Source organism: Corynebacterium sp. MSK041 (genome assembly GCF_030232265.1).
GTDB lineage: Bacteria > Actinomycetota > Actinomycetes > Mycobacteriales > Mycobacteriaceae > Corynebacterium.
The window spans coordinates 1-21,631 of sequence record NZ_JASPJK010000002.1; the positions used below are offsets into that span (position 1 = coordinate 1).

Annotated in this window: 21 protein-coding genes; 19 read left to right on the forward strand and 2 right to left on the reverse strand. The window is 58.8% G+C overall.

The genetic code is table 11. The features are described 5' to 3' along the window. The first annotated feature begins 84 nt into the window (after positions 1-84). From QP968_RS02350 to QP968_RS02430, 17 genes are all read left to right on the forward strand, one after another. Positions 85-642: a hypothetical protein gene (locus tag QP968_RS02350; RefSeq protein WP_284854838.1), complete on the forward strand. Its 558-nt coding sequence runs from the start codon at positions 85-87 to the stop codon at positions 640-642. A gap of 339 nt (positions 643-981) precedes the next feature. Continuing rightward, positions 982-2,292 (forward strand): TrkH family potassium uptake protein, encoded by a 1,311-nt coding sequence (locus QP968_RS02355; protein WP_284855100.1) that lies wholly within the window; start codon positions 982-984, stop codon positions 2,290-2,292. Then, the gene (locus tag QP968_RS02360) at positions 2,285-2,974 is read left to right on the forward strand and encodes a potassium channel family protein (RefSeq protein ID WP_284854839.1); all 690 of its coding nucleotides are present in this window, start codon (positions 2,285-2,287) and stop codon (positions 2,972-2,974) included. The genes QP968_RS02355 and QP968_RS02360 overlap by 8 nt, the downstream gene beginning before the upstream one ends. Positions 2,975-2,996: 22 nt before the next feature. Next, positions 2,997-4,499: a depupylase/deamidase Dop gene (dop, locus tag QP968_RS02365; RefSeq protein WP_284854840.1), complete on the forward strand. Its 1,503-nt coding sequence runs from the start codon at positions 2,997-2,999 to the stop codon at positions 4,497-4,499. Positions 4,500-4,509: 10 nt separating this feature from the next. Then, positions 4,510-4,692: a ubiquitin-like protein Pup gene (locus QP968_RS02370; protein ID WP_034663289.1), complete on the forward strand. Its 183-nt coding sequence runs from the start codon at positions 4,510-4,512 to the stop codon at positions 4,690-4,692. Positions 4,693-4,727: 35 nt separating this feature from the next. Then, positions 4,728-6,119, forward strand: coding sequence for a Pup--protein ligase (gene pafA, locus QP968_RS02375; RefSeq protein ID WP_284855101.1), 1,392 nt, complete (start codon positions 4,728-4,730; stop codon positions 6,117-6,119). Beyond that, a complete protein-coding gene (locus QP968_RS02380) occupies positions 6,112-7,068 on the forward strand; it encodes a helix-turn-helix transcriptional regulator (RefSeq protein WP_284854841.1) in 957 nt (318 codons plus the stop codon). Before pafA ends, QP968_RS02380 begins: the two co-directional genes overlap by 8 nt. Then, the gene (locus QP968_RS02385; protein WP_284854842.1) at positions 7,065-8,006 is read left to right on the forward strand and encodes a helix-turn-helix transcriptional regulator; all 942 of its coding nucleotides are present in this window, start codon (positions 7,065-7,067) and stop codon (positions 8,004-8,006) included. The genes QP968_RS02380 and QP968_RS02385 overlap by 4 nt, the downstream gene beginning before the upstream one ends. Positions 8,007-8,042: 36 nt before the next feature. Further along, complete coding sequence (gene tatA / locus QP968_RS02390; protein WP_284854843.1) at positions 8,043-8,339, forward strand: Sec-independent protein translocase subunit TatA; 297 nt, start codon at positions 8,043-8,045, stop codon at positions 8,337-8,339. A gap of 72 nt (positions 8,340-8,411) precedes the next feature. Further along, a complete protein-coding gene (gene tatC / locus QP968_RS02395) occupies positions 8,412-9,380 on the forward strand; it encodes a twin-arginine translocase subunit TatC (protein ID WP_284854844.1) in 969 nt (322 codons plus the stop codon). Between the two features lie 24 nt (positions 9,381-9,404). After that, complete coding sequence (locus QP968_RS02400; protein ID WP_284854845.1) at positions 9,405-12,176, forward strand: DEAD/DEAH box helicase; 2,772 nt, start codon at positions 9,405-9,407, stop codon at positions 12,174-12,176. A gap of 38 nt (positions 12,177-12,214) precedes the next feature. Next, entirely contained in the window at positions 12,215-13,318 is a 1,104-nt protein-coding gene (locus tag QP968_RS02405) for a M24 family metallopeptidase (protein ID WP_350309328.1), read from the forward strand. A gap of 18 nt (positions 13,319-13,336) precedes the next feature. Beyond that, a complete protein-coding gene (locus QP968_RS02410) occupies positions 13,337-14,086 on the forward strand; it encodes an SDR family oxidoreductase (protein WP_284854846.1) in 750 nt (249 codons plus the stop codon). A gap of 23 nt (positions 14,087-14,109) precedes the next feature. Continuing rightward, the gene (locus tag QP968_RS02415) at positions 14,110-15,408 is read left to right on the forward strand and encodes a lipase family protein (protein ID WP_284854847.1); all 1,299 of its coding nucleotides are present in this window, start codon (positions 14,110-14,112) and stop codon (positions 15,406-15,408) included. Positions 15,409-15,428: 20 nt separating this feature from the next. Beyond that, positions 15,429-15,911: an FxsA family protein gene (locus tag QP968_RS02420; RefSeq protein ID WP_284854848.1), complete on the forward strand. Its 483-nt coding sequence runs from the start codon at positions 15,429-15,431 to the stop codon at positions 15,909-15,911. Further along, a complete protein-coding gene (gene lnt, locus QP968_RS02425; protein ID WP_284854849.1) occupies positions 15,911-17,503 on the forward strand; it encodes an apolipoprotein N-acyltransferase in 1,593 nt (530 codons plus the stop codon). The genes QP968_RS02420 and lnt overlap by 1 nt, the downstream gene beginning before the upstream one ends. A 9-nt stretch (positions 17,504-17,512) precedes the next feature. Beyond that, a complete protein-coding gene (locus QP968_RS02430) occupies positions 17,513-18,418 on the forward strand; it encodes a polyprenol monophosphomannose synthase (protein WP_284854850.1) in 906 nt (301 codons plus the stop codon). Positions 18,419-18,510: 92 nt separating this feature from the next. On the opposite strand, the gene QP968_RS02435 is transcribed toward QP968_RS02430, so the two are convergent. Further along, positions 18,511-18,879, reverse strand: coding sequence for an RNA polymerase-binding protein RbpA (locus tag QP968_RS02435; RefSeq protein ID WP_284854851.1), 369 nt, complete (start codon positions 18,877-18,879; stop codon positions 18,511-18,513). Positions 18,880-19,032: 153 nt separating this feature from the next. Here QP968_RS02435 and QP968_RS02440 point away from each other — a divergent pair, with 153 nt between their 5' ends. Together QP968_RS02440 and QP968_RS02445 are read left to right on the forward strand one after the other, a co-directional pair. Further along, on the forward strand, positions 19,033-19,383 hold the full coding sequence (locus tag QP968_RS02440) for a hypothetical protein (protein WP_284854852.1): 351 nt from the start codon (positions 19,033-19,035) through the stop codon (positions 19,381-19,383). A gap of 23 nt (positions 19,384-19,406) precedes the next feature. Then, a complete protein-coding gene (locus QP968_RS02445; protein ID WP_284854853.1) occupies positions 19,407-20,144 on the forward strand; it encodes a YceI family protein in 738 nt (245 codons plus the stop codon). A gap of 97 nt (positions 20,145-20,241) precedes the next feature. Here the strand turns inward: QP968_RS02445 and QP968_RS02450 are convergent, their stop codons facing one another. Next, positions 20,242-21,561, reverse strand: coding sequence for an SAM-dependent methyltransferase (locus tag QP968_RS02450; RefSeq protein ID WP_284854854.1), 1,320 nt, complete (start codon positions 21,559-21,561; stop codon positions 20,242-20,244). Positions 21,562-21,631 lie beyond the last annotated feature (70 nt).

Here is a 21,631-nt window from a genome sequence, read left to right on the forward strand (position 1 = left end):
TGACTCACAATGAACATCCTCTCCTACGGACACAACATCCGTACAAGTTGGGTGTCCACTAAACGAGGGTAACCTCAGACACACTTGTTCTTTACAGATCTCGTGCTGATCCATCCCCCGTGTGCAGCGCAACTTATTTATCGATCCGAGGGTATTGATGCTCAAACGGCGGGTGGCCTCAAGCTCAATGTCCTTACCGGAGTATTTTTGGCAGTAAAACTTGTTGAAAAAGCCGACTTCGAAGCCCTGAGGGTGAGTGGCAAGAGTAGAGACGATATAAAGACGGAATTTGTTAGGTCTATTCCTCTTGCTCTGGCTCACCTAATGCATCGGGGCGGTTTACGGTCAGTGGAGAGATGGTCGTATTCTGATTCGTCCGAGAAGGTATCCGCAACTATCGCATGGTTGATCTTTGCAGTCGGAAAATTTGCTGATGTAGATGACCACTGGGCGTCTCGAATGGTTGAAAACCTAGAAGCTGCAATTTCGTCCATTCCTGCTCAAGATCGACGCTGGGGCGTTGATGCCCAGGATATTCGTGAGGGTTTTGATCAGATCAGAGTGAAACAACCGGCTTTGTGGGCAAGGTTTGGTGGCGAACTTGAAAAGGCGGCATCAGAGATCGGATCTTGGCGTTCGTAGCAAGTCCTTGGGTTTTCCTTCTAGTGATGTTTTGCGGCTCGTCGCTTGGAATGCCGACACCTTGGCGACTATCTGAAAGTGAGGATCGTAACCTTCTAGTAGAGGAGCTTGCGGAATGAATAACAGCCACATGTCACGCTTGGGTATGTCGCCCCTGTTGAGACCGAAGCAGCATGTTTTGGGCAGTAAACCAGGTGAAAGCAACTACAGAAAGCTCGGAAAACGCGTTAAAAGCAAATCCCGGGATAGCTCGAAAAGCACACGAGCGCATGGTCTACAGGAGTAGGCTGTGCGCTCGTGAAACTTATACCATCGTTCGGGCTGAATAGCCCGGCGCGCATGACGGCGGTGGGCTTCCTGTTGCTCATCTTTGTGGGCACGCTGCTGCTGATGCTGCCGGTGTCCGCTGTGGGGGACACGTGGACGCCCTTTATGCCGGCGCTGTTTACCGCAACTTCTGCGGTGACCTTGACTGGTCTCATCGTTGAAGACACGGGAACGTATTGGACTGGTTTTGGCCAGGGCGTGATCATCGTGCTCATCCAGCTTGGTGGCTTGGGCATCATGTCCTTGGCGGCCTTGTCTGGTCTGGTTGTGACAGGCAAGGTCAGTTTGAAAGCGCGGCGCACGGGGGCTGCTGAAGGGCGACCGATGTCCGGTGCTGGTTTGCGGCGCACCTTGATCTTCACGGTGCTGTTTACCTTGGCTGCGGAGGTTCTCATAGCGCTGGTCCTCGGCCTGCGCTTTGCGTGGGGCTATAACCATTCGTCTGGTCGCGCAGCGTGGGAAGGCATCTTCCATGCGATTTCAGCATTCAACAATGCGGGATTTAGTACGGAGAGCGACAATCTTGTTCCCTTTGCCGCGGATGCCTGGATCTTGCTCCCCATTGCTGTCGGGTTTATCGCCGGCGGTTTGGGCTATCCCGTGTGGTCCGAAATAGCATCACGGGTTCGGCACCGGACATCGCGCGCTCGCCGCATGTCGTTGACGGCGCGGATGACGTTCGCAGCAACGGGCTTTCTCCTTCTCGCCGGCACCGTGTTGATTGCCTGTACGGAATGGGAAGGCCAGCTGGATGACATGCCCGTGTGGCAGAAGCTGCTCAATGCGTTTTTCTCCGGCGCGTCACCGCGGACGGCCGGGTTCAATTCCATTGATTTTGGGGATGCACACCCCATCACGCTCATGGGCACGGACCTGCTCATGTTCATTGGTGGTGGCTCAGCTGGTACCGCGGGCGGTATCAAGATCACCACGGCCGTCGTGCTGTTGGCTGCCATGGCTTCAGAGTTCCGCGGCCGGGAAGAAACAACCGGGGGTAAACGGACGTTGCCGGAGTCAGCCACCCGGCAGGCACTCGCTCTAGCATGTGCCGGTTTTGCTGTTGTCATTCTCGGTGTTGGTGCTGTGCGAGTCTTTGACCCGGAGTTCACCGGTGACCAGGTGGTGTTTGAAGTGCTCTCCGCCTTCGGCACGGCTGGTTTGTCCACTGGTATCACTGCGTTGCTGTCCGCACCGTCGCAGATTGTGCTGTGCTTCATCATGTACCTCGGTCGCATTGGCTCTGTCACACTCATTGCAGCGCTAGCCGCATCGACGTTGAATCGTCATTACAGCTACCCGGAAGAAAGGCCCTTCATTGGCTAAGCAGATTCGCGCGTTCCACCGCTCCCATGGACGCATTAACATTCCACCGGTCATGGTGATCGGCCTCGGTCGCTTTGGTATCTCTCTCGCCTCGGAGCTCACAGCCAACGGCGTGGAAGTCCTCGGTGTCGATGCAGATAGTCGCGTGGTCAAGGAGCACGCGCCGTACCTCACCGATGCTGTGGTGGCAGATACAACAGACCCGGAAGCACTAGAGCAGCTGGGCCTGGATGACATTGAGTGTGTCGTGGTTTCTGTGGGTAGCCAGCTGGAAGCATCCATCCTCACGGTTTCGCACCTGCTTGATGCTGGTGTTCCGGATATTTGGGCGAAGGCGAGTTCAGAGCCGCACGGCCGGATCCTGAGCCAACTGGGCGTACACCACGTTGTGCACCCAGAGCGAGACACCGGACGCCGTGTAGCGCACCTGCTTGGCGGCAAGTTCCGGGAATTCGCCGAGGTCACTCCGGGTTACTGCGTGACCTCGATGAGTGCACCCCATGCTTTTACCGGCTTTGCCTTGGACCTGGAGGAGATCTGGCGGAAGCACCGCGTGCAGATCATCGCGATGAAACACGACAACGGCGATGTCATGCCGATGGTCAATGGGACGGTGCTCGCGCCCTCCGACATCATCATCGCTGGCGGTAGCCCAGCTGCACTGGAATCTCTCAACAGATAGGCGGCTATTAAGCTGAACTCTCATGACGCGTTTCATGGGTACAGAGACCGAATACGGCATCACCACCCCCGCCCAGCCGGGTTTGAGTCCGATTGTCAGCTCCACCCACTTGGTGGTGGCGTATGCGGCGATGCACACGGCGGCTCGTGCCCGCTGGGATTACCAGGATGAACACCCGCTGAAGGATTCGCGCGGGTTTGACCTGAAGCGCTACCAAACGGTTCCCATCGTCGCGCCGGATGCGCTGGGTGTGGCCAATGTGGTCACTGAGAACGGGGCGCGATTTTACGTCGACCACGCCCATCCGGAGTACTCAAGCCCGGAAGTCTCCGATGCGTTCAGTGCGATGGTCTATGACGCGGCCGGCGACATCGTTCTGGGCCAAGCAGCCGCGCGCGTGCAAGAGCTCTACGAAGAAGGAGTCTCCGTCCTTCATGGGCACGATCCGTGCCCACCGGTGAAGCTGTACAAGAACAACGTTGACGGCAAGGGCGCATCCTACGGCTCGCACGAGAATTACCAGTACTCGCGTTCAACGCCGTTCGATGCGATCACGCAGGGCCTTATCCCGTTCTTTGTTACCCGCCAGATCTTCACCGGCGCGGGCCGCATGGGTTTGGGGGAAGCCGGGGAGGAGGATGGTTTTCAGATCTCCCAGCGTGCAGATTATTTCTTCCAGGAGGTCTCGCTGGAAACCACGATTAACCGCGGCATCATCAACACCCGCGATGAGCCCCACGCAGATGCCACGCAATTTGGGCGCCTCCACGTCATCGTGGGCGATGCGAACATGTCGCAGTACGCGAATCTGCTCAAGCTCGGCACCACGAAGCTCGTGCTCGATGCGATTGAGCAGGGCGTTGACTTCAGTGATCTGCGCCTCCAAGATCCGGTTGCAGAACTCAAAGCAGTCTCGCGGGACCTAAGGTTCATACATAACCTGACGCTTATCGACGGCTCAACGGCTACCGCCATCGCCCTCCAGCGGGCGTATCGGGATCGTGTGGTGGCGGTAACAGACGTCGATAAGCAAGTGCTTTCTTTGTGGGGCGAGATCCTCGATGATCTGGAGCGCGAGCCGCTGAGCACGGCGGATCGGCTTGATTGGGCGGCGAAGTACACGCTGATCAATGGGTTCATCCAGCGTGGGGTGGACGTGGGCGACGCGAAGTTGAAGGCCGTGGACTTGCAGTACGCGGACATTGATCCGCAGACCTCGCTCTATCACGCGCTCGTGCGGGCGGGCAGGATGCGCTCGCTCGTCAGCGCGGAAGAGATCGCGAATGCAGCGGCGAATCCGCCGGAAGATTCGCGTGCCTACTTCCGTGGCCGCGTGGCTGCAAAGTTCGGCGCAGACGTGCTGTCTTCCAGCTGGCAGACCATTCAATTTGATACGGCACAGGGGCCGCGGACGATCTCCATTGCCGCGGTGGACAAGTTCACCAAGGACGACGTGGCCCGCATTTTGGACACGGCGGAAACGGCAGATGAGATCGTCGCCGCCCTTGGCACACAGGCGAAGTAGGGTAGAGAACATGGCTCAAGAGCACATTACGAAGCATTCTGGTGGATCTGAGGACGACGGCGACGCACAGGACGCCGGCCAGGTCACTGTCAACACTGCTGGCACTGACGATCTGTTGGATGAGATTGATTCGCTGTTGGATAACAACGCCGAGGAATTTGTGCGTTCCTACGTGCAAAAAGGTGGCCAGTAGTGACGGATCAACCCGTTGTCTACCCACGCCGGATCATGGGCGTGGAAACCGAATTCGGCCTCACCGCTATGCGCGATGGTTCCGCGGTCCTCGGACCTGAGGAGATTGCGCGTTATCTGTTCAAGCCCGTCGTGGCCCAGTACAAGAGCACGAACGTGTTCACGGATAATGCCGCGCGGTTGTACCTCGACGTCGGCGCGCATCCGGAATACGCCACGGCTGAGAGTGACTCGCTGACGCAGCTGCTCAACCACGACAAGGCTGGTGAGCTCCTGTTCAACGACCTGGCTGCGCAGGCGGAGGAAACTCTGGCGAAGGAGGGGATCGGAGGAGATATCTACATGTTCAAGAACAATGTGGATTCCGCAGGGAACTCCTACGGCACCCACGAGAACTATCTGATCAGCCGTGGACTTTCGCTGAAGCACTTTGGTAAGCGCCTTCTGCCGTTCCTGATCACGCGACAGTTGCTGTGCGGTGCCGGCATGATCAAGAACGGTCAGTTCGTTCTCTCCCAGCGCGCCGATCAGGTGTGGGAGGGCGTGTCGTCTGCTACCACGCGTACCCGCCCCATCATCAATACCCGCGATGAACCACATGGAGATTCTCGCCGATTCCGCCGCATGCACGTCATCGTGGGTGATTCCAACATGGCTGAACCTTCCTTTGCTTTGAAGATCGGCTCCACACAATTGGTCATTGAGATGCTCGAGGCCGAGTGGGATATTCCGGCTTTCGACGTCGCTGAGCCGATCAAACACATCAAGGAAATCGCTGCGGATACCACTGGCCAGACACCACTGGTGCTCAAGGATGGTTCCACGGTGAATGCCCTTGAGATTCAGCGTGGCGTCTACGAGGCAGCAACCCGCTGGCTGGAACAGCGCCCTGATGAAGGCACCCCAGTTGAGGAGCTGCGCCGCGTGCTTGAGCTGTGGGGACGGGTGCTTACGGCCGTCGAAAAGCAAGACTTTGAACCTGTCAGCACTGAGATTGACTGGGTGATCAAGCGGAACCTGTTGGAGCGTTATCGTGCGCGCCTCGGCGGGGATTGGTCCCACCCAAAGCTGGCGCAGATCGATCTGGCTTACCATGACATCAACCGCGAGCGTGGCCTGTTCTACCTGCTGGAGCGCAAAGGCTTGGTCAAGCGGTGGACAACCGATGAGGCAATTGCAGCCGCCGCGCACACAGCGCCGGAGACTACGCGTGCACATTTGCGTTCGGTGTTCCTCAAAGAGGCTCGTGCGCTCGGTGCCCACCACACCGTGGACTGGGTTCACCTCAAGGTGGATCGTCCCGTGCCGCAGACCGTGGACCTGCAGGATCCGTTCGCGGTGACAGATTCCCGCGTGGATGGTTTGCTGGACTATATGCGTGAACACGCCGATGAACTCGATGCGCCACTAGGGGGAATTCGTGGCTAAACCTTCCAACTCTGTGCACCCGAACGCGGATGCCGCGATTCAACGTCTGACCAATCTCACCTTTGCGCTGCTGGGCTCCGACCGTCCCCGCGAGTACGAGTGGGTGCGCAGCAACGTTGAGGGGTATGAGAATCGAACGGACGTCGCGTTCAAGCGCATGATCACCCGCGATGTCGTATCTTTGAAGCGTGCCGGCGTGCCCGCGCGTGCGGAAAACGGCCTGGTGTGGGTGAACAAGGACGCGTACGAGCTGCCACCTATTTCCTTCACCGATGAAGAAGCATTCGTCCTTGGGCTAGCGGGAGACCTCGGCACGCAGGGGAGCCTTGGTGCTTTCGCGCGTTCCGGTTGGACCAAGATTGCCGCTGCTGGTGCCACGCGCACGTTTGATGAGGCTCCCATTGCAGCTTTAGACAACGATATTTCGCGCTTGGACTCAGACATTGTGGCTGCTGTTACCGCGTGCGTGCGTGCGAAAACCAGAATGCGCTTTGACTACAGGCCTTCGCCCACTGCGGACGTGCAAACGCGAACGATGGATCCGTGGGGGATCGTTGCACTAAACAACCGCGCTTATGTTGTTGGTTTTGATGTGGAGCGCCAGGCACCGCGCAGCTTCCGTGCTGTACGCGTATCCAACATCCGCAAAGTCCAGGTCACAGATTTCACTGAAGCTGACAAGCCGCTGCAACAGGTGGTGGAGGAGTCCCTGCGTGGTCCAGTTGTCGATGCGGTGGTAACCATCGAGCCAGGCACGTGCACTGAACTCGCGGCCGCTGGTGTAACCCGCGCTGACGGCGCTCTCGTCTTCAAAGGTGTTGAACGCGATTGGCTCGTGCGCACCGTGGCCAGTTACGCACCACACGCGGTCGTCGACGAGCCAGCGGACGTGCGTGACAGCGTGGTGGCATTGCTGCACGCTGCTGCACAAGGAGGCGAAGAGCAATGACGAAGAAGGACAGCCCGGAGAAAATCTCCCACCTTGTGCGCACGCTCAATCTCATTCCGTACCTGCATAAGCACCCGAACGCGACGCCGATGGAGATCGCCCGCGACCTTGGGTATTCGCATACGGACGTGATGGACGATCTGCAGCGACTCATGCTGTCTGGGGTGGGTAAACGCCCGGAGGAACTGATCGATCTCGCACCTGAGTGGACGGGTGTCACCGTCATCGACGACCAAGGCATGAACGCGCCTTTGCGCCTGACACCCACCGAGGCCAACGCCTTGCTTCTCACCCTCGAATCGCTGGAAACAATGCCGGGTCTCATTGACCACTCTGCGGTGACCTCGGCGGCCCAAAAGATCCGTGAAGTGATGAGCAATGTGGGCGTGTCTGATGCTGAGCACCCGGATACCCCCGGTGCATTGGGCACGATTTCCGAAGCGCTGGCGCAGCGTCGGATGCTGCGACTGAACTACTACTCAGCCACATCCGACACAACCCGCGAACGCACCGTCGCCCCAGTTGGCATCTTCCATCGCGATGGCAATACGTACCTCTCCGCAGTGGAGGAGGGCGCAGCGAAAACCTTCCGTGTCGATCGCATTAAAGATGCATTGCTTATCGACGCCCCCGTGCCCGCCTCATCCACCCCCGGCGGCCCGGTATACGACGCGACTGATCCTTTCGGTTTCGGCGACGCCAAGGTTGCCACGCTTCGCATCCACCCGGAAGCGACGTGGCTGGCAGACTTCTGGCAGATTGAGCTCCACGACGAGCGTGATCGAGGGTGGGTCGTAGCCTCGATGCCGTACGGCAGTGATGACTGGCTTGTGCGTTTTTGCTTGAGTCAGGCTGACCGTGTGGCGGTCACCGAGCCAACGCATATCGCCGAAGAGCTTGCCGCTCGTGGAAAAGCTGGCCTTGAGCGTTATGCTTGACGGGATAGTTCGCCCCACTGTGTGAAAGGAAATCCGATGCCAAACCTCGGTGCGATGGAAATCCTCCTTATTGTCTTTGTCATCCTTCTGCTCTTCGGTGCAGCAAAGCTACCGGACCTTGCCCGTTCTGTTGGGCGTTCCGCGCGCATCTTCAAGTCCGAGGTTAAGGAGATGCAGAACGACGAAGCATCTGCCAACCAGAACCAGAATCAAGCTCCGGCCCAGCCGCGTGAGCTCACCAGTGGAAACGCCGGAAACACGGCTGCACAGTCTTCTGCTGAGGAAGGTTTCTGGGATCGCCCGGAGAACCAGCGGACTAATCCGGCTAATTAACCCGTGACTTCTCAGCCCACCGCATCCCCGCAAAAGAAGAGGCGGCGGAGGCGGAATAACCCCGAGGGATCCATGTCCCTCGTTGAGCACTTGCAGGAGCTGCGCCGCCGGGTGCTGATCTCCTTAGCCGCCGTCGTTGTGGGCACCGTGCTCGGGTTCATGTGGTACCAGTGGGCACCCGGCAACATCTTGCCCCTGGGAGAAATCATCCGCCGGCCGTACTGTTCGTTGCCGGTGGAGTTGCGCGCTGACCTCACCTCGGATGGCTCGTGTCGCCTTATCGCGACCTCCCCGTTTGAGATGTTCATGCTGCGCCTGAAGGTTGGCTTCCTCGCGGGACTCGTGGTTTCCTCACCAGTGTGGCTCCTACAGATCTGGGGCTTCATCACCCCCGGCCTGCTCAAGAATGAGCGACGCTGGACCCTCTCCTTTGTCACCTTTGCAGTGACTCTTTTCGTTGCTGGTGCAGTGCTTGCGTACTTCATCGTTGACCAGGGCCTGTACGTGCTCATGTCCATCGGTCGTGAGTACCAAGTCGGTGCCCTGTCCGGTGGCGAGTACTACAACTTCGTTCTCGCACTCATCGTCATCTTCGGCGTGAGCTTCGAGGTGCCCCTACTCATCATCATGCTTAACCTGGCCGGATTGTTGCAGTACGAGCAGGTGCAGGACAAGCGCCGCATCATCATCGTTATCCTGTTCATTTTCGCTGCGTTCATGACACCGGGCCAGGATCCGTTCTCCATGATCGTCCTGGCGCTGTCGCTGTGCTTCCTCGTGGAGATGGCGTTCCAGTTCTGCCGTATCCATGACAAGCGCAGCGCCAAGAAGAATGAATGGGGCGAATTGTCAGACGATGAAGCATCGGGCCCCATCGCCGCGCCGACACCAGTGGGTGCCGCAACGTCTGTCGGTGGACCGTCGGGGGCTGTACACGCTTCGCCCGCACCGCAGGCCCCGTCACCGGTTGCTCCACCAACGCGTTCAGAAGGCATCAACAACGCCTCTGACACCCCGGGCTACTTCGACGACGTTCTCTAACCACCACCACGTAGGGTGGGGGACATGGAAACCGGCTCATTGTCTTCGCATCTCGACGAGTTTCGTGCCACCAAAAGCTTCCCCCTCGATGATTTCCAGGTGGAGGCCTGCCAAGCAGTAGAAGATGATCGGGGCGTACTCGTGTGTGCTCCGACGGGCTCCGGCAAAACCGTGGTCGGTGAGTTCGCGGTGTCTTTGGCGCTCTCAAGAGGGACAAAGTGTTTCTACACCACGCCGATTAAGGCGCTGAGTAACCAGAAGTACCACGACCTCGTTGATGAGCATGGCGCGGATGCAGTGGGTCTTCTCACCGGTGACACGAGCATCAACGGCAGCGCTGAGATAGTGGTCATGACCACTGAGGTCTTGCGCAACATGATCTATGCCGAATCACCGGCATTGGATCGTCTGTCCCACGTGGTGATGGATGAGATCCACTATCTCGCCGACCGTGACAGGGGAGCGGTGTGGGAAGAGATCATCCTCAACCTCGATGAGTCCGCGCACATCATTGGCTTGTCTGCAACGGTGTCCAATTCCGAGGAATTCGGTGAATGGCTGGGGGAGGTTCGTGGTGATACAGCCGTCATCGTCTCGGAGAAGCGCCCCGTGCCGCTCAATCAGTTCATGATGGTGCAGCGCAAGATCCTCCCACTGTTTGAACCAGGTACGGACGGCCAGGTGAACAAGGATCTAGAGCGCACCATTGAGCGCTTGGAATCCGGCGCCGCCAACGAAGGCCGCGATGATTTCCGTGAGGGCCGTGGTTTCCGCTCCCGTTCGGGTGGTGGACGTAGTGGCTATCAACGGACCCAAGATCGTGTTCGCCCGGTTGGTCGGCCGGAGGTCGTGGAATCCCTCAAAGGCCGCGACATGCTGCCTGCCATCGTGTTCATTTTCTCCCGGGCTGGCTGCGATGGAGCGCTGTTCCAGTGCCTGCGTTCCCGCAAGGAGCTCACCACCCCGGAGGAAGCAGAACTGATCAAACAGATCGCGGATGAAGGGGTCGAAGGAATCCCGGAGGAGGACCTGGAGGTTCTCAACTTCCGCCAACTGCGCACCGCGTGGTCCAGGGGGTTTGCTGCGCATCATGCCGGCTTGTTGCCGGCGTTTAAACACATCGTCGAAAAGCTCTTCGTGCAAGGTCTCGTGCGCGTCGTTTTTGCAACGGAGACCCTGGCACTGGGCATCAACATGCCGGCGCGAACCGTGGTTCTGGAAAAACTGGTTAAGTTCAACGGCGATGCGCACGTTGATCTGACACCGGGCCAGTACACGCAACTGACGGGTCGAGCAGGCCGACGCGGCATCGACACGATTGGTAACGCGGTCGTGCAGTGGTCACCCGCGATGGACCCGCGCGCGGTGGCGGGTCTTGCGTCGACGCGCACGTACCCGCTCATTTCGCTGTTCACGCCGGGCTACAACATGGCCATCAACATGCTGCAAATGAACGGCTTTGAGGCCTCGATCCGGCTGATTGAGAAGTCGTTTGCGCAGTTCCAGACTGACCGCAGTGTCGTCGGTGAAGTCCGCAACATTGAGCGGAAGAAGAATCGAATTGAGTCCCTCCGGAGCTCATTGAACACTGAACTCGCGGAGCTCGGTTTTGATGAAAGCGATGATTATGTGGCCGAGCTCCTCGAGTACACCCGTTTGCGCAAGGACCTTTCGGAAGAGGAGAAGCGCTCCAAGAAGAACTCTTTGAATGAGCGCAACAAGGAGATCCAGCGCGTGCTTGGCCGGCTGCAGATTGGCGATGTCATCGCGTTGCCCTCCAAACGCCGACCTGAACTGGCTGCCGTTGTCGCTCCCGCCGGACGGAAAGACGATCCGCGACCATGGATCACCACCGAACGAGGCTGGTCCGGGCGCATTGACGCCGCTGCTTTTGCTAACGCACCAGTTGTCGTCGGTTCCATCAAGGTGCCACGCGACATCGCGCATAAGCCGCGCAAGCACACGCGCAAGGTTGTGCAAGAGCTCAACCGCGGTCGATTCAAGGCACCGAAGAAACTGAAGACGCAGGCACGCGTGAGGCCGTCGAAACGCATGCTTGAGCTTCGCGACGCTATCCACAGCCACCCGGTCCACTCCTGGCCACCAGCGGAACGTGAGCGTTTGGCACGCATCGGGGAAGAGATCGTGCGCGAGGAGCGCGCCCTGGCCTCCAACCAATCGAATGTGAACGCGCAGACCGACACTTTGGGCAAGACCTTCGAGCGCATTATCGGGCTGCTCACGGAGATGGATTACGTGGAGATCATCGATGGTGAGCCGACGGTGACGGAGGAAGGCGAACGCCTCGCTCGTATTCACAACGTGTCTGATCTGCTCGTGGCGCAGTGCCTCAAGCGCGGGATCTGGGATGAGCTTGACCCAGCCGAACTCGCTGGCGTCGCCTCCATGTGCGTGTTTGAAAACCGTAAGACAACCGGTGGGTACCCCGAGGCCGCGACCGACCGCATGGCTGACGCTATGAACGCAACCAACCGGATCCATGTGGAGCTGACCAGTGATGAGCAGCGGCATCGTCTGCCACTGACCAATATTCCGGATCCCAGCTTTGCGCTATCCATCCACCAGTGGTGCGCGGGCGCGCCTTTGGGCTACGCGCTAGCGGCAGCCGCGGAATCGGGTGCTGAGCTCACCCCGGGTGATTTTGTGCGCTGGTGCCGCCAGGTCATCGATCTGCTGGAGCAGATCGTGCGCACCGGCTACTCCGAGGAGATCAAGCAGAATGCACGCAAGGCAGTCGATGCGATTCGTCGTGGTGTGGTGGCCATCGGCAACTAACTCTTCCTCTTTTTCGTCTGCGTTTTACGATGGCGGGCATGATGCTTGATACCTACGCCCGACGGATCGCAGTGCTTCAGAAGAGAGTTTCTGATTCAGGCCTGGGTGGTGCCATTATCGGCACCGGCGCGGAGCTTGCCTACCTCACCGGCTCGTGGTCCACTTCGCATGAGCGGCTCACTGCTCTAGTCGTGCCACCTTCTGGCTATGCCCGTCTGTTCGCGCCAGCGACAGATGCCTCCGCAGTGGCGGAGGTTGGAAACATCCCCGGTGTTGTGGTGGAGACCTGGCGCGATGGAAACGAACCGTACGAACGGATCGCGGATCTGCTTGCGGATGGTCCGGTTGCGCTTGGTTCTTCACTCACCGCTGACCATGTTCTGCGTTTGCAGATGGCGGGGGAGATAGGGGAGACGGTTCTCGCAGCCGATGTATTGAGCGACATCTTCGCTGTCAAGGAACCAGAGGAGATCGCCGAGCTGGAGCAGGCCGCGCATGCCATTGACGCGGTCCACGCTGCTGTGCCGGAATTGCTCGTCGCTGGCAAGACTGAGCGTGAAGTGGCTGATGAGCTTGATCAGCTCATTCTGAAAGAGCACGCCACCGTCGACTTTGTCATCGTGGGTTCGGGCCCCAACGGCGCCAACCCGCACCATGATTTCTCTGATCGCGTTCTTGAACCAGGGGACCCCGTTGTGGTGGATATTGGTGGTTCCCTGGCCAGCGGTTACCACTCCGACTGCACCCGCACCTACGCCGTGGAATCCATGCCAGACCGTGCTGTCCTCGCTGCCTATGAGGAGCTCCGCGCAGCACAGTTGGAAGCATTATCCACGGCTCGGCCCGGCATGACCGCCGGCGAATTGGACGCAGTGGCGCGTGGGCGCATCAACCAGGCGGGCTATGGAGTGAACTTCTCACACCGGCTTGGACATGGCATTGGATTGGCGTTGCATGAGCCCCCATTCCTGGTCAGCGGCAGTGACACGGTCCTGCAAGAGGGCATGGTGTTCTCCATTGAGCCGGGCATCTACGTCGACGACCAGTGGGGCATGCGCATTGAGGACATCGTCGTGCTGGAAGCCCAAGGGGCGCGCCCATTGAACCTGGCGCCGAAAAACCTGCTCGGTGAAAGTCGCTGATCCATATAATCGGCAGGCATGACACACCACGCCAGCTCACACGACGGAACGCTTCTTCTCCTCGGCGCCACCAGTGATATCGGGGGTGAAATCGCCGTCCGGATGTGTGCTGGACGAAAGGTTGTGCTGGCGGGGAGGAACCCGGAGGGATTCGGGGGCGTCGAAAAGCAACTGCGTGAGGCGGGTGCTACTGATGTACGGGCACTGACCTTTGATGCGACAGACCTTGCCTCACACCGCAGTGTTGTTGAAGAAGCTGGTGCGAAGGGCCCGATCACCACGGCCATTGTGGCTTTCGGCATTCTCGGTGACCAGGAGCGTGCGGAGCACGATGAGTCTCATGCAGCGGAGATCGCCACAATTGACTACACCACGCAGGTGAGCATGCTCACTGTTCTCGCGGATGTCATGAAATCGGGGGAGATCTTCGCCTTTTCTTCGATCGCCGGGTGGCGGGCGCGTCGTGCGAATTATGTGTACGGCTCGACGAAGGCAGGGCTCGATGCCTTCTGCCAGGGATTGGCCGATCGATTGAATGGTGGTCCGTTGAAGCTCATTACCGCGCGGCCAGGCTTTGTCATCGGTTCCATGACGGAGGGCATGAAGCCCGCGCCCATGTCCGTCACACCAGACCACGTTGCTGATGCGGTAGTCGCGGCGGCACGGAAGGAAGGCAGTCGGACCATCTGGATTCCGCGCCAGCTGCAACTGCTGGCGTGGATCATGCGGTGTGTGCCTCGACCCATCTGGCGGCACATGCCACGTTGAACCCGAGGTTAAAGGAGCCAACGATGTCGACGAAGAAGAACCGCATTATTCCCCGCACTGTGATCGCAGGTGCCCTAGGAGCTGTTGCCACCGCGGCGTGGTGGCAAACTCGTAAAACGGGGACGCACGGGTTGTACATCCGAACTCTGCTCCCACTCGTGGTGGACTTCCTCACACCCCGGCGAAACCCAAAAGCGCCCGACCTCAACCCGCAGTGGCTTGCCGGACAAACGAATGGTGAGCTCATCCGTGCTGATGAAGTGCGCGTGATGGGGCTGAACTCATCGATGAACTCGGGCGCCGCATGGCGTATTGAATACTCAACGACGGATGCGGAAGGCCGCCCGCTGTTGGCTACCGGGCTGGTGATTCGTTCGAATAACCCCTGGGAGGGCACAGGCCCACGCCCTGTCATTGCGCATGCACCAGGCACGCAAGGCACGGCGGCGCACTGCGATCCCTCACATTCGCTGTCGGTGTTCACGTCGTTCAAACTGCCTCTGGATATCATTTCGGCCTACGAGCAGCCAGCGATCAACATGTTTGTCGCTGCTGGATGTCATGTGGTGGTCACGGACTACCCGCGTGATCCGGAATCAGGCCGGCAGCTCTACTGCAACCATGTCGCGGGTGCGCATGCTCTTTATGATGCGGTGCGGGCCGCCCGCCACCTCGGCATCGAGAGTGAGACGTTGGGGCTCTTCGGGTTTTCCCAGGGCGGTGGCACCGTGGCTGCAGCAGTGGAGGAGCCAGACTACGCGGGAGATCTGCAGCCGAAAGCGGCGGTGTGTGGTGCACCGCCATCAGACTTTGACGCGATTCTGGAACATGTTGAAGCAGAGACAGCCTCATTCGTTCTGCCCTACGCGCTCGATGGGATGATGGCGACGGAGCCGGCGATCGAAGCGGAACTCGCTCCGCTTCTAACGGATTCGGCGAAGGAGCTCTTGGAACTCGCCCGGAACCGCTGCGTGCTGGGGGCCATGCCGCATTCGGCGAGGCAGGATACGTCGAGCTGGATCGTCGATAAGCGATCATTGCCTGAGGTGATCGCCTCGTTGCCGGCTACCCGTGAAGCGATGGACAAGATGCGATTGGGGTCGCGCCCGCCGCGTGTGCACACTCGGCTATGGGCAAGTGTGCATGATGACATCATCCCGTATTCCTCCACGCAGAAGCTTGCCGACGAATGGGGCATCGATCTGCTGACTCGCCGCCTGTTCCCGCTGCTGCGTTTCGACGTGGGCAAGCACCTCATCCCATTCTTCATCTGGATGCACGATGACGTGACGTGGCTGATTGACAACCTGCAAAAGAATTAGTCTGCGGTAGTGTTCACCGCATGCCCTTTATTGCCATCTATGTCCTGATCGAAGCGCTCGCATTCTGGGGAGTGAGCAAGCTCGTCGGTGTCGGCTGGGCGCTCGCCGGCTTGTTCATCCTGATGGCTTTTGGCGCGGTGGCTGCCAGCATGGCGCTGCGCTCAGAGCTCCAGCGTGCATCAATGGGGACGTCGACCATGGGCCAGTTTGCCGGTGGCACAGCTCTTGTCGCAGCTGGATGGGGTTTATCCGTGATTCCGGGCTATGTCTCCTCGCTGTGCGGTGCCTTGCTCGTATTCCGGCCTACGCGTGAGCTGATTCGCTCTTTGCTTGCTCGTAGCTGGCAAAAGAAGATCGAGGACTTTGGCGTGAAGTTTTACAGCTCCTCACCAATGAGCGGGTATTCGCCCACGTACGGCTCGTTCATTGACCACGATGAGATTGAACAGTGGTCCCAGGATGCCCGCCCCGAAGACTTCGGTGAAGCGGGGGATTCACGCTAATGGCCCGCCCGGTGGTTATTGCATGTTTGCGTATTGCCCTCGCCGCCCTCGGCGGTGGCCTCACGTACTTCTCCTTTGAACCGCATGGGCATGCCTTCGCAGGGATTGTTGGCATTGCGTTGCTGTGGGCTGCTCTCCAGCCTTGGAGTGAGGCCCCTGGGCCTAGCGTGAAGCTCGGTGCGTTGAGTGGACTCGTGTACGCACTGAGCCTGTATCTGCCGCTTCTGCCGTGGGTCGGGGAATTCGTTGGCGTTCTGCCCTGGGTCGCATTGTCTATTTTTTGCGCGCTGTACTCGATTGTCACCGGAGTGTTTGGCACGCTGCTCGGGCGTACTCGCCTTGGATTCATCGGCTTCCCGTTCGTTTACGTGGCCGTGGAATATGCTCTTTCTTCTTTCCCTTTCGGGGGCTTTTCCTGGGTGCGTCTCGCCTGGGGCCAGATCAACAGCCCGCTGGCGAACTTGGCCTGGATAGGCGGCCCAGCCTTGATTACCTTCGCGGCGGTCATGGTGGCGAGTGCCGTTGGTACGGCGCTCCTCGTGTTGCTCCCTTGGGGGCAACGCCGCTCGCAGTCACGATCGCTGGCCGTCGCTGCCTTGGCGCTGGCTATCGTGCCGCTGATGGCGGGTGCTGCTGCGGGCATGAACCTGAACAGGGACGCGAACACGACAGGTGAGGTCACAGTCGCAGCAGTACAGGGCAATGTTCCGCGCCTAGGACTTGACTTCAACGCGCAGCGCCGTGCGGTTTTGCAGAACCACGTGCAGCGTACGCATGAGCTCGCAGCTGACTTACACTCGCAGAACCTTCATGCGGATCTTGTTTTCTGGCCGGAGAACGCTTCGGATGTGAATCCATTCCGGGATGAGGAGGCACGTGATCTCATCATGGGTGCCGTCACAGACGTTGGCGCGCCGGTGCTCGTGGGCACATTGACCAAAGACAACGTCGGGGACCGCAACACCGCGGTGGTCTTCGACCCAGTAGATGGGGCAGAGGACAAGCACCATAAGAAATATCTGCAGCCGTTCGGTGAATGGATGCCTATGCGGGATTTTTTCCGGCGTTTCTCCCCATACGTGGACCAGGCCGGTGATTTCAAACCCGGCACAGGCAATGGCGCTGTGACCATGGGCGGTCATGTTGTTGGTGTGGCCACGTGCTATGAAGTCGCATTTGACATGGCCTACCGCGATGCCGTCAATGCAGGTGCGCAGATCCTCACCACACCGACCAACAACGCCACCTTCGGGTTCACGGACATGACTTACCAGCAGTTGGCAATGAGCCGGCTGCGTGCGATTGAGACGGACCGCGCTGTGGTTGTGGCTGCCACGTCAGGTGTGTCCGCGATCGTCCACCCGGATGGTTCCGTGTCACAGCACACCGAGATCTTTGAACCGGCGCATCTGATTGAGAAGTTGCCGCTGCGCGATTCTGTCACCTTTGCAGTACGTTACGGCGAGCTTATTCAGTGGTTGCTGGTGGGATTTGGGCTTGTGATCATGCTCGCGTCGTTGTTCCGGACACGACGGGGGTATGCTTCAAGGTTGACCGACGAGCAGCCCGCGCTGCACCGTAACCAACAATAAGGAGAGACCGTGGCTGGTAAACCCAGTGACTCAACGCTGGTGATCATCCCCACCTACAACGAGTTGGAAAACCTTCCGCTCATCATCGGACGTGTGCGTGAAGCAACGCCGGAGGTGGAGATCCTTGTTGTTGACGATAATTCTCCCGACGGCACCGGCGCCAAGGCTGATGAGATCGCAGCTTCTGACAAGCACGTGCACGTCCTGCACCGCCAGGAAAAGACTGGCCTGCTGGGTGCCTACGTCGCTGGCTTCGAGTGGGGCCTTGAGCGTGATTACCAGGTCATCTGCCAAATGGATGCGGATGGCTCTCACGCGCCGGAGGAGTTCCCGCGTCTTCTTGCCGCCATTGATGCGGGTGCAGACCTGGTGATTGGTTCCCGCTACGTGGAGGGCGGTGAGGCTGTGAACTGGCCGCGTAACCGTTATCTGCTGTCCAAGGCTGGCAATATGTACGTGTCGCTTGCGCTGGGTACGGACGTTGCGGATATGACTGCGGGGTACCGCGCGTTCCGTCGTGAAGTTCTTGAGACTATCGACTTTGATGAGCTCTCCCGCAAGGGCTACATCTTCCAGGTTCAGATCGCCGACAAGGCCGATCAGGAGGGCTTCGACGTGCGTGAGGTGCCCATCACTTTCACGGACCGCACTTTGGGTGAGTCCAAGCTGGACGCCAGCTTTGCCAAGGACTCTCTCATCGAAGTATCCAAGTGGGGCTTTGAGCGCCGTTCCACGCAGCTGAGCAACCTCAGCCATGAGATGGGCCGTCTGGCTAAGTACCAGCTCAGGGAACTGGGCGTAAACAAGATTCCGCGCAAGTTTTCGCGCATGGCTACAACGACCAAGGACATGGCAGAGGAAGGCACGAAGCTGCTCAAGTACGAAGTTGGGCGTCTGGTGAACAACCGCCACTAAAAGTCTGCATACATGCGAATACCCGGTCAGCTTGAGCTGGCCGGGTAATTTGCTTATCGACGCAGAGTGCGGGCACGCGCCGACAGTGCGGTTTAGCTTTCTGCTTGTTCCTTAGCCAGGCGAGCAGCAGCACGGCGACGCTTACGCAGCTGCTCCAGGCGCTCCTCAAGCAGCTCATCGAGCTCGTCGAGCGTGCGGCGCTCACACAGCATGTCCCAGTGGGTGCGTGGTGGCTTCACAGGCTTGGATTCAACGCCTTCGCCCTCCATGAGAGTGCCGGTCTGGCCGTTCTTGCATGGCCATTCCTCGGGGATTTCGGCATCATCAGCAAAAGGGATCTCAAAGATCTCGCCCGATGGGGTGCGGTACTTGGCCATCCTGCGGGGAGCTAGGTCGTGGTCACGGTCCGTTTCGTAGCTCACTGCGCCCATGCGACTACCACGGAGTACCCGGTCAGCCATGCTTTACCAATCCCTTCATTAAAAGTCTCGGCCTGGAGTGTAGGCCGTGCGATCTACGAGTATAACGACTCATATGCATAACGCGCCTTTGGCTCGGTTTGTTCCGCGCCAATGATGAATCTTTTATTTCGTAACGCTACGATATTGGTTGCTATGGATAACGATAGTGGGGAAGTGCTCTCCGACTGCGAATGGTGCGGTCGGCCATTTGCGCAAACACCAGGCCGTGGGCGCCGCAGAAAATATTGCAGTGACTCGTGCAAACAACGCGCCTATGAGGCGCGACGAGGCATCCCAGCGCGGACACGCAACAGCCTCGAAGCATTTGAAAGCCATGAGGTTGACCCCCAGCGTGCAGAAGGTATTCGCGACCGACTCTTTGAGCTGAGGTGCGCAGCTGAAGATGTTGCTACGGCAGCCAAGGAGGGTGCGGATGCTGAGGAGATTGAGTCCTTGTGCGTTGAGCTGGTTACCATGGCTAAGAAGCTAGAAAACATTCGTTAAGGTCGGTTTTGGAAGGCGCGAACATGAGTGATATCGAGCGTGACGGTGAGGCTGTCCGCGAAAAGAAACAACGCAACAACAAGCCAATTATCATTGGTGGTGTTATTGCCGTTACTGTTCTCGCGCTCCTCGCAATTATTCCTATGGTGATGGCACTGATGGCTACGCCAGGTATCAAAACCGAGCCCATTGACACGGATGGTGCCAAGCCCGCCACAGCGGACATGGATGGGACGTGGGAGGTGCTCAGCCGCCAAGGTAAGAACTACACCTCGGCTGGCTTTACCTTCGATGAGTTGCTCCCGGGTGACGCTCGCACAACATCAGGCTCCACGACGGCTGTGAGTGGTGAAATGACCGTCGAATCCGGAACTTTGACCGCCGGCGAGATAACCGTGGATATGACCAATATCGTCACGGACCGCGACCGCCGTGACGTTAATGTGCGTAGGAAGATCCTTCATACGGAGAAGTACCCGGAAGCATATTTTGTTCTCACCCAGCCGGCGGATGTTTCGGCGCTACCAGAGGATGGAACCACGGGCACGGTGGAGCTAACAGGTGACCTGACTATTCGCGGTGTGACTAATGAGGTAACTCAGGACTTTACGGTGTTGCGTACCGGTGATCACGTCATTGTCCATACGGACATTCCGTTTAACCGTCTTGATTACGGAGTGGAGACGCCAGACTTCGTCGCGGCCAAGATTGCTGAGGAAGGCGAGATCAACATTCGCCTTAACTTGGTGAAGAAGGATTAGCCGAGGCTAAACGCCATCTCTTCCCCTTTTGTCCGATAATGTACATTATGTCAAGTAGGGTTTGATGGGGAAGATTCTTAGTCTTTCGGGCTAGCCTTTAGCGCACTCCCCGCCTGTGCCGGTGCGTCAGCGTGTATTGCACAACATCGAGCATTCCCAATTCAGCCATGGCTTGGCGTAGTGCGAGCTGCCAGACCCATAGGCGCCGGTACACCGCATCAAACCCATCAGCCGCCGCTTCACGTAGTTGGCCTTGGAATGTGGTCAGCTGGTGTTTGAGCGACAACGCCAGGTGATCCGGAGCGTGTGTTTCGCTGATTACGCGCAACCCGGTGTATTTATCGGCAATCTTCCTTAACTCTTCAGAATTGCTGTACTCCAACGATGGCCAGATATAGGCGCGCAGAGACTCCATGGCGTCGCGGGCGGGCCCTGAGATCTTCTCTGTGGCTGTCACGCATTGAATCACTGCCCTGCCGTTCTTCGATAGCAATGAATCCATCAGTTCCAAGCGGGCACGCTGATGCGGCTTAGGCAAGGTCTCCAGGTTCTCTGCGCAGACGATCGCGTCATAGCGTCCCGCGCGGCGTGTCAAAGCGCGTGACAGGTCTTCAGCCACACTGATGTGAACGGAATCCGCTACCCCAGCGAGCGTGAGACGCTCTCGCAGCGTTCGCACCACCGCTGGGTCCGTCACCACGGCATCGACAGTTGCGCGGCGTGACGCAGCCGCGATTGCCACTGCGCCCCCAGAGCATGGAATCTCGGCGACTTGGGTGCCGGCGCGGACCCCGGCTTCGTCGAGAAGCATGCTCACGCTGCGCGTCTGGGCGTCTCCGAGGTCATGCTTCATCGTTTCCAGAGGTGGCGCGAAATGTGTTGTGTCTACAAAGTAATTCGTGGGCTCCTTGCCACGCCCAGCGGCCGGCACGAAAGATTTATGGCTCATACGTTCCGTAGTGGGAACGCCCGTAGAAAAATGACCCGCGAATGCGCTCATGCCATCCCCGGCGTAGCGTGCGACGAGTTCCGGTGGAACCTCTCCCCCGACGAGGTGCGGATCTTCCTTAATATGCGGTGTTCGCGGGGCATATCCGGAGGAAAGCAGGCCCCGAATCACCTTCACCAGATCCGCGGAGGTATCCGTCCGCCACTCGCCTGCCATGTACCCTTCTGCAAGCCCCACCCATCCGCGAACGGCGATGCGCTCAAAGAGTTGTGCATGATCCACTACGAGGTCGTGGTCCCCCTCTGGCGACAGCTCAAGGCCTGCTTGGGCACAATGGCGGGCAAATTTCGCTTCCGCCATTCTCGCACGGATGCGCATTCCTGCAGCTGAAGGGATATATACGAGGGACGGCCAACGTTCGGCGTCCACAGAATCCAGGTGAGCAGAATAAGCGGGATGAGTGGGCACGTGCTTCAGGATAAACCTTTGGGATGCCCCATATGCGGAGCCACGGCGCGCTTAGAAAACAAACCGGCGT